General features: G+C 73.1%; 10 protein-coding genes and 1 pseudogene. 5 read left to right on the plus strand and 6 right to left on the minus strand.

The genetic code is table 11. The features are described 5' to 3' along the window. The first annotated feature begins 65 nt into the window (after positions 1-65). Both ER308_RS08230 and ER308_RS08235 read left to right on the plus strand, forming a co-directional pair. Positions 66-1,373 (plus strand): MFS transporter, encoded by a 1,308-nt coding sequence (locus ER308_RS08230; protein ID WP_131154536.1) that lies wholly within the window; start codon positions 66-68, stop codon positions 1,371-1,373. Further along, complete coding sequence (locus ER308_RS08235) at positions 1,363-2,217, plus strand: alpha/beta fold hydrolase (protein ID WP_131154537.1); 855 nt, start codon at positions 1,363-1,365, stop codon at positions 2,215-2,217. Before ER308_RS08230 ends, ER308_RS08235 begins: the two co-directional genes overlap by 11 nt. Here ER308_RS08235 and ER308_RS08240 read toward each other — a convergent pair. After that, on the minus strand, positions 2,214-2,963 hold the full coding sequence (locus ER308_RS08240; protein ID WP_205745965.1) for an enoyl-CoA hydratase-related protein: 750 nt from the start codon (positions 2,961-2,963) through the stop codon (positions 2,214-2,216). The genes ER308_RS08235 and ER308_RS08240 overlap by 4 nt on opposite strands. A gap of 126 nt (positions 2,964-3,089) precedes the next feature. Here ER308_RS08240 and ER308_RS08245 point away from each other — a divergent pair. After that, positions 3,090-4,363: pseudogene (locus ER308_RS08245) on the plus strand (hydroxyacid-oxoacid transhydrogenase). Between the two features lie 246 nt (positions 4,364-4,609). Next, positions 4,610-5,500, plus strand: a complete 891-nt coding sequence (locus ER308_RS08250) for an EamA family transporter (protein WP_131154538.1) — start codon at positions 4,610-4,612, stop codon at positions 5,498-5,500. 30 nt (positions 5,501-5,530) lie between these two features. Here ER308_RS08250 and ER308_RS08255 read toward each other — a convergent pair whose 3' ends face one another. The 5 genes from ER308_RS08255 to ER308_RS08275 form a co-directional block, all read right to left on the minus strand. Continuing rightward, positions 5,531-6,769 (minus strand): MFS transporter, encoded by a 1,239-nt coding sequence (locus tag ER308_RS08255; protein ID WP_131154539.1) that lies wholly within the window; start codon positions 6,767-6,769, stop codon positions 5,531-5,533. Positions 6,770-6,918: 149 nt separating this feature from the next. Continuing rightward, positions 6,919-8,496 (minus strand): SulP family inorganic anion transporter, encoded by a 1,578-nt coding sequence (locus ER308_RS08260; protein WP_131154540.1) that lies wholly within the window; start codon positions 8,494-8,496, stop codon positions 6,919-6,921. A gap of 304 nt (positions 8,497-8,800) precedes the next feature. After that, a complete protein-coding gene (locus ER308_RS08265; protein ID WP_131154541.1) occupies positions 8,801-9,556 on the minus strand; it encodes an HAD family hydrolase in 756 nt (251 codons plus the stop codon). 147 nt (positions 9,557-9,703) lie between these two features. After that, a complete protein-coding gene (locus ER308_RS08270; protein WP_131154542.1) occupies positions 9,704-10,483 on the minus strand; it encodes a DeoR/GlpR family DNA-binding transcription regulator in 780 nt (259 codons plus the stop codon). A gap of 79 nt (positions 10,484-10,562) precedes the next feature. Beyond that, positions 10,563-11,948 (minus strand): DEAD/DEAH box helicase, encoded by a 1,386-nt coding sequence (locus ER308_RS08275; protein WP_205745968.1) that lies wholly within the window; start codon positions 11,946-11,948, stop codon positions 10,563-10,565. A gap of 522 nt (positions 11,949-12,470) precedes the next feature. Between ER308_RS08275 and ER308_RS08280 the strand changes: the two genes are divergently transcribed. Then, entirely contained in the window at positions 12,471-13,301 is an 831-nt protein-coding gene (locus ER308_RS08280) for a DUF4349 domain-containing protein (protein WP_420826249.1), read from the plus strand. Positions 13,302-13,355: the final 54 nt, after the last annotated feature.

Consider the following 13,355-nt stretch of genomic DNA (forward strand, 5'->3'; position numbering starts at 1 on the left):
TCGGGAATACCGCAAGCCTACCATCGGTTAGACAGACCGATCTGTCTAACTACTGGAGTGCGGACATGCGGGAGCTCGTGGCGGCGGGTGCCGGACTGATCGCGGTGACCTACGGGCTCGCACGGTTCGCCCTGGGACTCTTCGTACCGGAGCTGCAGGCCGCGTTCGACGTGACGGCGACCGTCATCGGCGTCGTGATGGGCGCCTCGTTCGCCGGCTATCTCACCGCGCTCCTGGCGGTCGGCCGGCTCGTCGGGCGCCTGGGTGCCCGCACGGTCGCCGTCGGGGGAGGTCTCGCGGCGGTCGCGGGTACCGCCGGCGTCGCGGCCGCGCCCGTCGCGGTCGCGCTCGGGGTGGCAGCGTTCGTCGGGGGCGCCTCGACCGGGTTGGCCTCACCCGCGTTGGCCAGCGCCGTCGAGCACCGGCTCGCCGTGGCCGTCCGGCCGGCCGCGCAGACGGTGATCAACGCCGGCACGTCCCTGGGGTTGATCGCGGCCGTCCCGGTCGCGCTCACCGTCGCCGCCGCCTGGCGCACCGCCTGGTGGGTCTTCGCCGGCGTCGCGCTGTTGGCTACCGCCTCCGTCGCGGTCGCGCTGCGGGCGCCGAGCCGTGCGCCGCGGCCGGATCGCGGGGCAGCGCGCTCCCCCGCCACCGACCCTGCGGCCTCCCGGCACACGGGTGCGGGCGGGGCCGGGCGCGCGGGCACCGGCTCGACAGCCCTTGACGACCCGTTCGTGCCCGTCACCGCCGGGACCGCTCACCGGCACGTGCTGAGCCCTGCCCTGGTCGCCGCGGCTGCGCTCCTGGGGGTGGCCAGCGCCGCCTTCTGGAGCTTCGGGCGCGAGGCGCTCGAGACGCTCGGCAGCCTGTCGCCGCTGGTCGGACGCACCGCGTGGATGGCGGCCGGCGTGGGCGGGCTGGCCGGTGCGGGGGCCGGCAGTCTGTCGGTGCGCTACGGACTACGAACCGCGCTGCTGATCGGCTGGACACCGCTGGCCGCCTCCCTCGCGTGGCTGGGGAGCGGCCCGTCCTCGCCCGTACCCGCCTACGCCGCCGCCGGCGCGTTCGGCGCCGGTTATATGGTGCTCACCGGGCTCCTCATCGTGTGGAGCGTCCGCGATCGTCCCGACCGCCCCGCCACCGCCGTGGCCGCGGCCTTCGCGATCCTCGCGATCGGTCAGAGTGCCGGCGCCCCGCTCGCCGGCGCGCTGACCGATCAGGCAGGGCTCGCGTGGGCCTTCGCCGTGGCAACGTTCGCCGCGCTCGGCGGTGCCCTCGCCCTGCCATCCCGAGCGAAGCGCCGGGACAGCCCGTCCGAACCCGCACCACGACTGCCCGCAGCCCGCGAGGAAGGAGAAGGAGATGACCGCTGACTGGGAGCTCACCCGGTCGTTCGACAGCGAGCAGGGGGAGGTTCGCTGGGACGTCCGGGGCCAGGGACCGCCCGTGGTGCTGGTGCACGGGACACCGTTCTCGTCGTTCGTGTGGCACGAGGTCGCACGGGCGCTGGCGCATCGGTTCACCGTGTACGCCTACGACCTCGCGGGCTACGGCAGCAGCGCACAGCACGACGGCCAGGACGTGTCCCTGGCCGCACAGGGGCGCGTACTCGCCGCGCTGCTCGACCATTGGGGGCTGGACTCCCCGCACGTGGTCGGTCACGACTTTGGGGGCGCCGTCGCGCTGCGGGCGCTGCTGGTCGAGCAGCGCCCCTACGCTCGCCTGGCCCTGCTCGACGCGGTGGCGCTCGCGCCTTGGGGCACGGGCTTCTTCCAACTCGCCAGCGACCACGCCGACACGCTCAACCAGCTGCCCGACCCGGTCCACGAGGGGCTGGTGCGCGGCTACGTCGGCTGGCCGATGCAGTCACGGCCGGCGCCCGGGGTGGTCGATCGGCTGGCGGCGCCGTGGCTGGGCGAGCGCGGCAAGGCCGCGTTGTACCGGCAGATCACGCAGAACGACCAGCGCTGGACCGAGGAGGTCGAGCAGCGGCTGGACGAGATCGCGATCCCGACCCTGGTGCTGTGGGGCGAGGAGGACCAGTGGCTCCCCGCCGAGCAGGGCCGGGAGTTGGCGGCACGCATCCCGGACGCACGATTCCGAGCGATCCCCGACGCCGACCATCTCGTCCAGTTCGACGCCCCGGCGATCGTGGCGGTCGAGCTCACCGCGTTCCTCACCGACGGAGCCGGGCCCGTCGCCGGGATCGACGGCTAGCGGAAGCGGTCGACCCACTCCTGCACCTGGGGGCTGCTGGCGGACACGGCCTGGGCCCACGTCTCCTGCGCGAGGACCGCGTCGAGATCGTCCGTGTCCTCTGCGAGGCGCGTGGTGGCGACGATGTGTCCGCGGAGGTCGTCGGGCACCTGGGCGCAGCGGGCCGCGAGCTCGAGGGCAGCGTCCCGCGGCTCCTCGTACGGCCCGTCGGCCAGCCCCCACTCGACCGCACGCGCCGCGTCCAGTGATTCGCCGAGCAGCAGCGTGCGCAACGCCCGCGAGGCCCCCAGACGACGCACGAGGAACAGGGTGCAGCCTCCTCCGGGATGCAGGCCGATCCTCGCGAACGTCGCGCCGAAGGTGGCGTCGTGCCCGGCGATCCGAATGTCGCACGAGAGGGCGAGGTTGAGCCCCGCCCCGACCGCGGCGCCCTGGACCGCAGCGATCACCGGTACCGGCAGGTCACGCAGGTCCAGGAAGGCCCGGTAGTAGTCCTGCAACAGCTCGTGGGTCTGCGCCACCGGCCGATCGGGATGGCCGAACAGTTCCGGCAGATCCGCCCCCGCGCAGAAGGCCTTCCCCTCGCCGGAGACGACCACGACCCGATCGCCCGCCTCCCGGCAGGCCGCGGCCGCCGCGCGCAGTTCGGTGGACATCTCGAGGTTCATGGCGTTCCGCCGCTCGGGGGCGGACAGGACGAGCTCCCGTACACCGTCGCCGTGCTCGATCGTTCGAACCGTGCTCACTGGACCCTCCGGATTCGGCACCGTCGGTGCGATGGTTGCCTCCGCCCGATCCGGGTGACGCCATCGCACCGCACCTCGGGCATCATGTCACGTGGCATCGACCCACGGCCGAGGACACGAGGATCCATGACCTCCTACCTCACCGACACGGTCTTCACCTGGGGCGGCCCTCCCATCAAGTTCGGGGCCGGGGCCGTGGACGAGCTCGGCCATGACCTGGGCCGGTGGGGGGCGGAGCGCATCCTGCTGCTCACCGACCCCGGTGTCGCCGCGACCGGCCTGCCCGAGCGCGTGCTCGAGCAGCTCTCGGACGCGGGGATCAAGTGCGACCTCTACGCGAGCGTCCACGTCGAGCCCACCGACGAGAGCCTGCGGGCGGCAGCGGCCCACGCGGCACCGGGCGAGTGGGACGCCTTCCTCGCCGTCGGCGGAGGCTCGGTCATCGACACCGCAAAGGCCGTGAGCCTCCTCACGAGCCACGGCGGCGACCTGATGGACTACGTCAACCCGCCCGTCGGCCGAGGCCACGCGCCACCGGGGAGGTGACACCGATCGTCGCCGTCCCCACCACCGCGGGCACCGGTTCGGAGAGCACGCCGGTGTGCGTGCTCGACATCCTCGGGCTGGGCGTCAAGTCCGGCATCAGCCACCCGCGCCTGCGCCCGTCGCTCGCGATCGTGGACCCGCTCACCACCCTGTCGGTTCCGCCCCAGGTGACCGCAGCCGCCGGCGTCGACGTGCTCACGCACGCGCTCGAGTCGTACACCTCGCGCCCCTACGACGCGCGCCCTCGGGGGCAGCCCCACGAGCGCGTGGCCTACTGCGGCGCCAACCCGATCTCGGACGTCTGGTGCGAGCGAGCGCTGTCGCTGCTGGCGCGCTCCTTCCGGCGGGCCGTGCACAACGGCCACGATCTCGAGGCACGCAGCGACATGATGCTCGCCGCTACCTTTGCCGGCCTCGGGTTCGGCAACGCCGGTGTCCACGTCCCGCATGCCTGCGGCTACCCGATCGCCGGCCGGGTGGAGCATTACCGGCCCGAGGGCTACCCCGACGCGCCGCTGGTCCCCCACGGCCAGTCCGTGGGGGTGACCGCGCCCGCGGCGTTCCGGTTCACCCAGCCGGCCCAGCCCGAGCGGCACACCCACGCGGCCGAGCTGCTGGGGGCGGACGTGCACCGCGCGCGCTCGCCACGGGACGCACTACCCGACGCCCTTGTGTCGCTGTTCGCCGACGTCGGGCAGCCCCGCGGCGTCGCCGCGTTCGGCTACGACGAGGCCGACCTCGACACCCTCGTCGAGGGCGCGCTCGCCCAGCAGCGCCTGCTCGTCGGGGCACCGCGCGAGGTGACCGCCGAGGACCTCCGGAACATCCTCCTGGAGTCCATGGAAAACGACTGACGCCGGATCGGCCACCCGCACCCGGCCAACGCGTCGAGGTGGACCGATTGGGGCGCACGGCCGCGCACCCGTAGCATCCGATCCACCTCACGATGCTGCGGCCGTGGCGGTCCCACGCGCGGGGAGTGGGACCGGCGGCCGGCGCCCCGACCCCCGGAGCCGCGTGACCCCCTGTCCGTCCCCCCGATCCACCCACCGCGCGTCCCGTGGCGGGATGCACGCCGAACCGCTGAAGGGTGATCCGGCGTGACCGCCGGAGCGGTCGCCCTCGTCCTGCTCGCCGCGCTCGCGCACGCGTCGTGGAACCTGCTTGCCAAGCGCGGGGGCGCGCGCGGGGTCGCCTTCGTCTGGATCTACACGGTGGTCGAGATGGTGCTCTGGGCACCGATCGCCCTCGGAGCCGCCCTCGTGACCTCCGCGGAGGTCGGCGTCGCGGCGCTCGTGCTGATGCTCGGTAGCGCCGTGCTGCACAGCGCCTACGTCGTGCTGCTGCAGCGCGGCTACGCCACCGGCGACCTCTCGTTCGTGTACCCGTTCGCGCGAGGTCTCGCGCCCCTGATCGCGGTGGGCGGTGCCGTGCTGCTCCTCGGGGAGCAGCCCACGCTCTTGGCCCTCGCCGGAGCCGTCGCGGTCGCGGGGGGTGTGGTGTGGATCGGCCTCACCGCCCGCGGCGGCGCCCCCAGATCGTCCGGGGTCGGGGTCGTGCGGAACCCCCTGGGCCCTCCGCTGTTCTACGCGCTCGCGACGGCGACGATGATCGCGGGCTACACCGTTTGGGACGGGTACGCCATGCAGACGCTCACGCTGACGCCGATCCTCTACCACTGGGGCGGAACGGTGGGCCGCGTGGGCCTGCTGGCCCCGGCCGTGTGGGGACGTTGGGACGAGCTCCGTCGCGTCGGCCGCGACGCCCGTACCTCCATCGTCGGCATCGCCCTGCTCGCGCCGCTCGCCTACATGCTCGTCCTGTGGGCGTTCACCCTGGCCCCGGTCTCGTACGTCGCGCCCGCGCGCGAGGCGAGCATCGTGGTCGCGACCGCCATGGGAGTGCTCCTGCTCGGCGAGCGCAGCACCGCGCAGCGGGTGATCGCCGCGGCGGTCATCGCCGTCGGCGTCTTCCTCCTCAGCGTCGCCTGAGACCTGTCGAGCCGCCCGCCCGACCCGCCATCAAGGCGCGTCGTGCTCGAGCGCCACGGCATCGCGCCGCTCCAACACGACGTGCACGCCCGCGATGACGGCCGCGAGCGCGAACATCGCGGTCGTGCCCGCCCACGCGAGGTCGTAGCCGTCCGTGTGGTCCACCGCCGCGCCGAACAGGACCGGGGCGACGATGAACCCGCCGTAGAAGGCTGCCTGCACGATCCCCGAGGCCCGTCCCGTCCGACCGTTCGGCGCTCCGCGGATGACGGCGAGCATCCCGACGGCGTTCCAGGACATCGCGCTGCAGCCGAACAGCAGCGCCCCGATCCACAGCAGCGCCCCCTGCAGCTGCGCGGCCCAGATCGCCGCCTGGCCGAGGGTCGCGAGCACGGCGAGCAGCAGCAACGCCGGCGCGACCCGCTGTCTGCGCTCGGTCGCCCGTCCCCACCACACCCGGGCGACGACGCCCACCGCGGACCCGAAGCCGAACGCGGCGCCCGCCGTGCTCGGCGCGAAGTCGAGGGACTCCACGGCGTAGATGACGAGGAAGGCGCCGAACGAGGACGCGGCCGCACCCATCGCGAGCGCGTAGGCCGAGAGCCAACCCACCCGGACCGTGGGAACCGCCCCGGGCGCGACGCTCGGCGCCGCGCGCTCGTCGGGCACGACCCGGCCGCGCACCGCGCGCACCGCGGCGGCCGCGAGCAGCAGCGTCACGACCGCCAGGATCACCAGCGCGCTGCGCCACCCCACCCACGCCGCGAGCGGCGCGGCGCCGACCCCGGCCAGCGCACTGCCGGCGAGCACGCCCGACTGCTTCACCCCGGTCACGACGCCGCGCCGCCCCGCCGGCAGCCGCTCCGCGATGAGCAGATTCGTCACGGGGTTCATGACCGCGATGCCGACACCGCCGACGACCATCGCGACGAGCAGCCACCCGACCGCCGGCGCCGCCGCCATCAGCAGCAACGTCGCGACGCTCGCGACGAGCAGCGTCACCACCATGACGCCAGCGCCGAGGCGGTCGACCAGGGGACCGGCCACCGGCGACAGGACCGCTGCGGAGGTGAACAGAACGCTCGTCAGGAGCCCCAGCTCGGCACGCGTCGTGTCCAGGTCCTCGGCGATGAACGGCGCGAGCGCGCCGACGAGGAACTGCACGATCGCTGCGACCGCCATGATGACCACGAGCGCGGCCGCGAATCCGAGCACCCCGCGGGCGGGTCGCGCGCGGTCGAACCGCGTCGACGGTGTCCAGAACGGCATGCCCCGATCATCCCCGTTCGCGCCCGAGGCTGCGAATCGGGCGGCGGGTCACGGCCGGGGGCGCACCGGTCACGGTTCGGACACACCGATGCGCGCACCAGCCCGCAAAGGGCCGGCGGCAAGCACGACAGCGGCGGCACTCGCCCCGGTCAGCCCCCGTGGCCCCCGCGGTCGGGCGGGGGCTCGTCGTCGGCGCTGACCGTCTGCTCGACGATCGGATCGGGTACCGGCTCACCGACCTTGCGCTCACCGAGTCGGGCCGCGCCGCACCCCGCGAGCAACGCCGCGACCAGCACGTAGGCGATGCTGTAGTCGGGTGACGCGTTCAACCCCAGCTCCGGGGCATGGATGACACCGACGAACGAGAGCCCCGCGCCGACCAGGGCGACCACCGCCGCGCGGTAGAAGCGGACGTCGATGACGAACACGGTGATCGCGCCGAGCAGCATGGCCGTGAACAACGCGCCCTGCCCGAGCGGGACGATGCCCTCGGAGACGTCGGCGAGGACCTCGGGTGCCTCCCCGTCGAACTGCGTCATCACCCAGTTCGCGAAGTACGGCAACATCGCGATCGCCACGGCTGCGTGGTGGCGGACCTCGGTCGTCTGGTACGCGGTGGCGATCATCGAGATACCCACGAACACCAGGATCGGCCCGACCGCCGCGAGCGGGATGATCGCCGCCATCGCGGCGATGAGCCCCGAGAGGGCGGCAAGCAGGTAGACGGCGCCATTGAGGATGCTGTACCCGCGACCGGCGCCCATCCACTTCGACCCGACCGAGGCGATGTACACGGTGGTCGGGAACATCGAGCCGAAGAGCGCCCCGATGACCGTGCCGGCCCCGTCGACCGCTTGGCACTCGCGCACGTCGTACCGGTCGCCGGCCGCCTCCATGGCCTCGACGTTGTTCATCGTCTCTACGGCGTTGTAGAGGGTGATCGGCAGGACGACGGCCAGCAGGGTCGCCGCGGCGCCGAACAACAGGGTGAGGCCGTCGAACCCCGCGACCGTCGGCACCGCCGGCCACCACCCGACCCGGTCGAGGCCCTCGGCGGCCTCGCCGGTGTCGGCAACGCCGATCGCGTAGGCCAGGGCGGTGCCGATGAGGATCGCGACGAGCGAGGCGGGGATCCGGAACGGCAGTGCCACCTTGCCGACGAAGGCGACGAGCACGATCGCGAGCGCGACGAGCCCCACGATCGGTGCGTCGAACACCGTGAAGAGCAGTTCTCCGGCGATGAACGTGAGCGCGACTCCGGCGAGCGCGCCGAGCATCGCCGCGCGCGGGAGGTGGTGCTTCACCCACCGCCCGATCAGCGCGAACGCCGCCTCGACCACGCCGGCGAGCAGGGCTGCGGCGGTGGCGACCCGCCAGGCGGTCTCCGGGTCGCCGGTCAGCTCCAGCGCCGGCAGGGAGACGCCGAACAGGAACACGAACATGACCGGCGTGCTGATGCCGTAGGCGAGCGCGGTCACGTCCGTCCGCTGCTCGCGGCGGGCGAGTCGCGCGGCCATCCACGCGTAGTAGAGGTTGCCGGCGAGCACCGCGACCGCGGCCCCGGGGATGACGCGCCCGAAAACGATCTCGGGCGGGTACCCGAACCCCAGGAGGGTCACCGCCACGATGATGAAGTTCGCGGCGTTGTTCTGGAACAGCGCGAAGAACCCGTCGACGTCCTGGCGTTTGAACCACGGGTAGCGGACGTCGCTGGTGGCGGTCGTCATTCACGGCCTCCCGGCTGGCCGCAACGCTGGAAGCGCGGGGAACGTCCCTCCCGACCGAGCCCCCGTGCGTGGGGGGACTCCGCCGCTCTCACTCACGTCGCGTGGCTGACGTGTGACGGTCCGGCAGCCTGCGGGCGCGGGCCGGCCCCGTCAAGCCCCGGTGATCCCGACTCGCGACGGCTCGCTGTGTCGCTGCGCGGGTCCGCGCCGCCTTTCGGGCTCTCGGGGCCTGGCGGCCCGAGAGGCACCCAAAAATGGGGACTACTCGCGATTGCTCGGAGCGCAAAACACGCACGATCGATCACTAGCGATCACGCTCCCGGACACGAACCTTCTCGACCGCGACCTCGCTCCAGGCGGCGGCCCAGACGGCCGAATCGAGCGCGTCGTTGGGAGCGTCCGTGCGCACCAGGACGCAGACGGGCACCCCCGCGCGCTCCGCCGCAAGGGCATCGTGCGCGCTGTCCCCGAAGAACACGACCCGCTCTGGGGCGACACCGAGCTGCGCGCACGCCACGTGCACGGCCGAGGGGTCCGGTTTTCCGTGGTCGACCTGGTCGGCGCCCACCACGACGCGTACGGCGTCACCCAACCCCACGCGCCGCAGGTGTGCCCGGGCCCGGGCCGTCGTGTCGGCCGTCACCACGCCGACCGAGCCGGTGGCCACACGGCACCGTTCGACCGCCTCCACCGCCCCCGGGAGTGCGGCGACGTGCGCCTCGATGTCGATGCGGGCGTCGACGCGTTCGATCGCCCTCGCCACTTCCTCGTCAGCCCGGACAACGGCGAGGTCCGCCAGCTCCCGGGACAGGGTGTGGTTCAGCACCTCGACGGTCCCGCCGGCCAGCGCACTGTCGGGCAGCACGCGCCCGTCCGCGAGCCCGATGGCGCCGCGCAGGGCGGGGGCCGACAACGACGGGTGCCTCGTGACCAACTCGTCGATCACCGCCTCACCCCAGACCGTCCACGGCCCGTGGAGGTCGATGATCGTCCCGTCCTTGTCGAACAACGCCGCCTCGGCGCGGAACTCGCGTCCAGCGACGCGCAGCTCGAGGCCCATCCTCCCACGACCTCCGTGATCCGGGTCCGGTCCGCACAGCCGGCGCCATCCAGGACACGTGACCCAGGCCAAGCACGGCTCATGCGCGATCGTGCATATTAGGTCAGCAAGCCGCGCGATAGTAATCACGAGTTGGCTGCGCAGTGCTCAGCTGGTGAGCACGGTGATACCGGCCTCGGCGAAAGCGTCCAGCTCCTCGCTCGTTGCGCCCGGGTCCGTGACGAGCGTCTGGACCCCCGACAGGGCCAGCGTGCGCACGAACGCCTGCTTGCCGAGCTTGTGGCTGTCGGCGACGACGACCGTGCGTCGCGCGCGGCTGGCCATCTGACGGCTCGTGGTCGCCTCGTCCTCGTCGTTCGAGGTCGCGCCGAGGACGGAATCGATGGCGTCCACGCCGATGAACACGACGTCGAGGACGACGTCGTCGAGCATCGCGCCGGCGAACGGCCCGACGAGCTCGTAGGTCTGGGAGCGCACCCGCCCTCCGACCACCACGAGCTTGAACCCGGTCCGCAGGACCAGCTCGCTCGCGATGTTGAGCGCGTTGGTGACGACCGTCGTGACGTTCGCGGCTTCACGCAGGTCGCTGCGTCCCCCGAGCGCGCGAGCCACCTCCGTGGTCGTCGTTCCCCCGTTCAGCCCGACGACCTCACCCGGCGCCACGAGGTTCGCGGCGATCCGACCGATCCGTTGCTTCTCGGCCGCTCGCCGCGCACTGCGGTAGCGCAGGGGGAGGTCGTAGGCCACGGCGGTCGCGACGATCCCTCCGTGCGTGCGCGTCGCGAGGTCCTGCTCCGCGAGCTCCTTGAAGTCCCGTCGGACGGTCGCCGGCGACACGCCGAGCCGCTCCGAGGCGGTCGCGACATCGAGGCTGCCCTCGTCGGAAAGCAGCTCCAGCAGCTTGTTCCATCGCGCGCGGCGATCCACGGGTCCGGCTCCTTGGTCGCGCAGCCCTTCGGAGGCCGCTCGAACGCGGACATCCTGACACGTGTCGAGCCCGTCGCCTCTAGCGGCGTGAGGACGACCCGGAGGGGTGGTTCGAGGCGGAAGGGCGATTCGAGGCGGCGCGCCGACTCGCCGACGAACGGCTCCCGGACGAACGCCCCCCACGGGAGCGGCTCCGCGGGCGGTTCGCCCCGTCGTTCGAGCCGTTCGACCCGTTCGAGCCGTTCGACCCGTTCGAGCCGTTCGACCCGTTCGAGCCTCGCCTGGACGAGCCCTGTCCACCGTGCTCGACGGGGACCTCGCCGCGACGCGAGCCCCCCTCGCCGGTCAGCTCCTCGACCGCGACCGCGTCGATCCGCGGACGGATCGCCAGCTGGCGCTGCAGACCCTTGACGTCCCCGACCTTGTCGGGGGCGACGAACGTGACGACGACGCCGTCGTTACCGGCCCGACCGGTCCGCCCCGAACGGTGCACGTAGTCCTTGTCGGTCGCGGGCGGGTCGTAGTGCACGACCACGCCGACGTCATCGACATGGATGCCCCGCGCCGCGATGTCGGTGGCCACCAAGGCCGCGACGCGACCGTTCGAGAAGTCGGCGAGCGCGCGCTCGCGTTGCCCCTGCGAACGGTTGCCGTGGATCGCCGCCGAACGCACCCCCTCGCGGTTCAGCTGCTTGGCGACGCGGTCCGCGGCGTGCTTGGTCCTGGTGAACACAATCGCCGGGGAGAGCGTGTTCACGACGTCGCGGGTGTACGCGACCCGCCCCTGCGGCTGCGCGTGCCAGAAGAAGTGGCGGACGTCGCCGGTCGACTCCGCGCTGCCGGCGAGCTCGTGGCGTGCGGGGTCCCGCTGGTAACGGCGGATCAGCACGTCCACGTCCCCGTCCAGCGTCGCGGAGAACAGCAGGGTCTGCCGGTCAGTCGCCGTCTTGTCGAGGAGGCGCTGGACCTCGGGGAGGAAGCCCATGTCGGCCATGCGATCGGCCTCGTCGATCACGACGAGATCCACCTTGGAGAGGTCGGCGTCGCCGCGGCGCACCAGATCCGCCAGTCGCCCGGGGCACGCGATCGCGATGTCGATGCCGCGCCGCAGGCACCGCTGGTCGCGACTCAGGCTGGTGCCGCCGTAGAAGGTGGCGACCGAGCGGCCTCGCGCGTCGGCGAGGGGCCGCAGCTCGTCGGCGACCTGGCCGGCCAGCTCACGGGTCGGGACGAGCACGAGCGCTCGCGGTCGGCGCGGTGAGCCTTCGCCGACCCGCGTGGCGAGGGGGACCGAGAACGCCAGGGTCTTGCCGGAGCCCGTGGGCGCCCGGCCGGTCAGATCCTTGCCGGCCATCGCGTCGGCGATGGTCGCGGCCTGAATGGGGAACGGGGCGGTCACGCCGCCCCGTGCCAACGTGTCGACGAGCTTCGACGGCACGCCGAGCTCGGTGAAGGTGTTCGTCAAGGTCTTGGCTCCTGACCGGCTGCGTTCGAGCCGGACGGTCAGTGGGCGCACGACGCGTCGCCGCGCGCATGGGCGAACACGCCCGAAGAGGTGACGGCGAGATCCCGCGATCACGTCCGGCGCCTGGCGGTCGGATGCACCGATTCGGCGGATCCGTGCGGCGCGCGTGTTCCGGGCGAGCGTGGCCGCCCGTACGGACAGTGTAGGGGCTCGAGGCCTCCGGGGCCGCGAGGCGGGCCGGACGGGACCCGCGGTCGCCGCGAGCGCAGGCCGGACGGGACCCGCGGTCGCCGCAAGCGCAGGCTCCGCGAGCCGCCGGAACGAACCGCTCGGACGGCACGTCGAACCGCGCGACCGACACCGCCCTCGCGATCGGAGGCCCCGATGACCCGCCCACGGTCCCGCACCCCCGCACTGCCCGCGGCGCTCCTCGGCGCACTGGGCCTGGCCCTGCTGCTCGCAGCCTGCAGCGCAGGCGACGAGGCCGTCGAGGATGCCGCGGAGGAGGTCGACGAAGCCGACATGGAGTCACCGGACGCCGACGAGCCGATCGAGGCCCCCGCGTCCGAGGCGGACGACGCGGCCGAGGCGGACGACGGGGCCGAGGCGGACGACGGGGTCGGCGGAGCCGCACCGGCCAGCGACCTCGACGACACAACCGCGCGGGACGGCCAGTACCTCGTGCGGGAGGGCTCGTTGGTGCTCGTGTACGACGGCTCCTTCGAGCGCACCTTCGACGAGCTTGACGATCTGGCCGAACACCTCGGCGGCGCGATCGGCGACATCGACACCGACACCGGCCCCGACGGCGCGGAGTTCGGCACCGTCGGCATCGAGGTGCCCGTCGACGCCTACGACGAACTGCTGCGCGCCGTCGCCGACCTGGGGGAGGTGGAGCGCCGCGACATTCGCACCGAGGACGTCACCGGTGAGCACGTCGACCTCTCGAGCCGGCTGCGCCACGCGGAATCCCTGGAGGACTTCTACCTGGGGCTCTACGACGACGCCGAGGACGTCGACGAAGCGCTGGCGATCAGCCAGCAACTCGAGCAGGTGCAGGAGCGCATCGAGCGGCTGCGCGGCCAACTCGACGAGCTCGAGGACCGAGCCGCCACCTCGACCCTGCGCGTCGAGCTCGTCCCGGCGGGCTACGACGTCGACGATCGCGAGCCCGACACCGCGGCGTTCGGCGGCTACTGGTCCGAGGCCGCCGACGGGTTCGTGCAGGTCGCCGGCACCCTGCTGGTGCTCGCCGTGGGCGCGATCCCGCTGCTGCTCGCCGGCGCCGCACTCGTCCTGGCCGGCCTCGCCGCGCGCCGGGCATGGAAGCGCACCTCCGCGCCCTCCACCTGAAGCCCTGCCTGCCGGGCTTGCACGGTGCCGGAGCGGCCTGATTTCTTACAGGAA

The organism is Egibacter rhizosphaerae (assembly GCF_004322855.1).
Lineage (GTDB): Bacteria > Actinomycetota > Nitriliruptoria > Euzebyales > Egibacteraceae > Egibacter > Egibacter rhizosphaerae.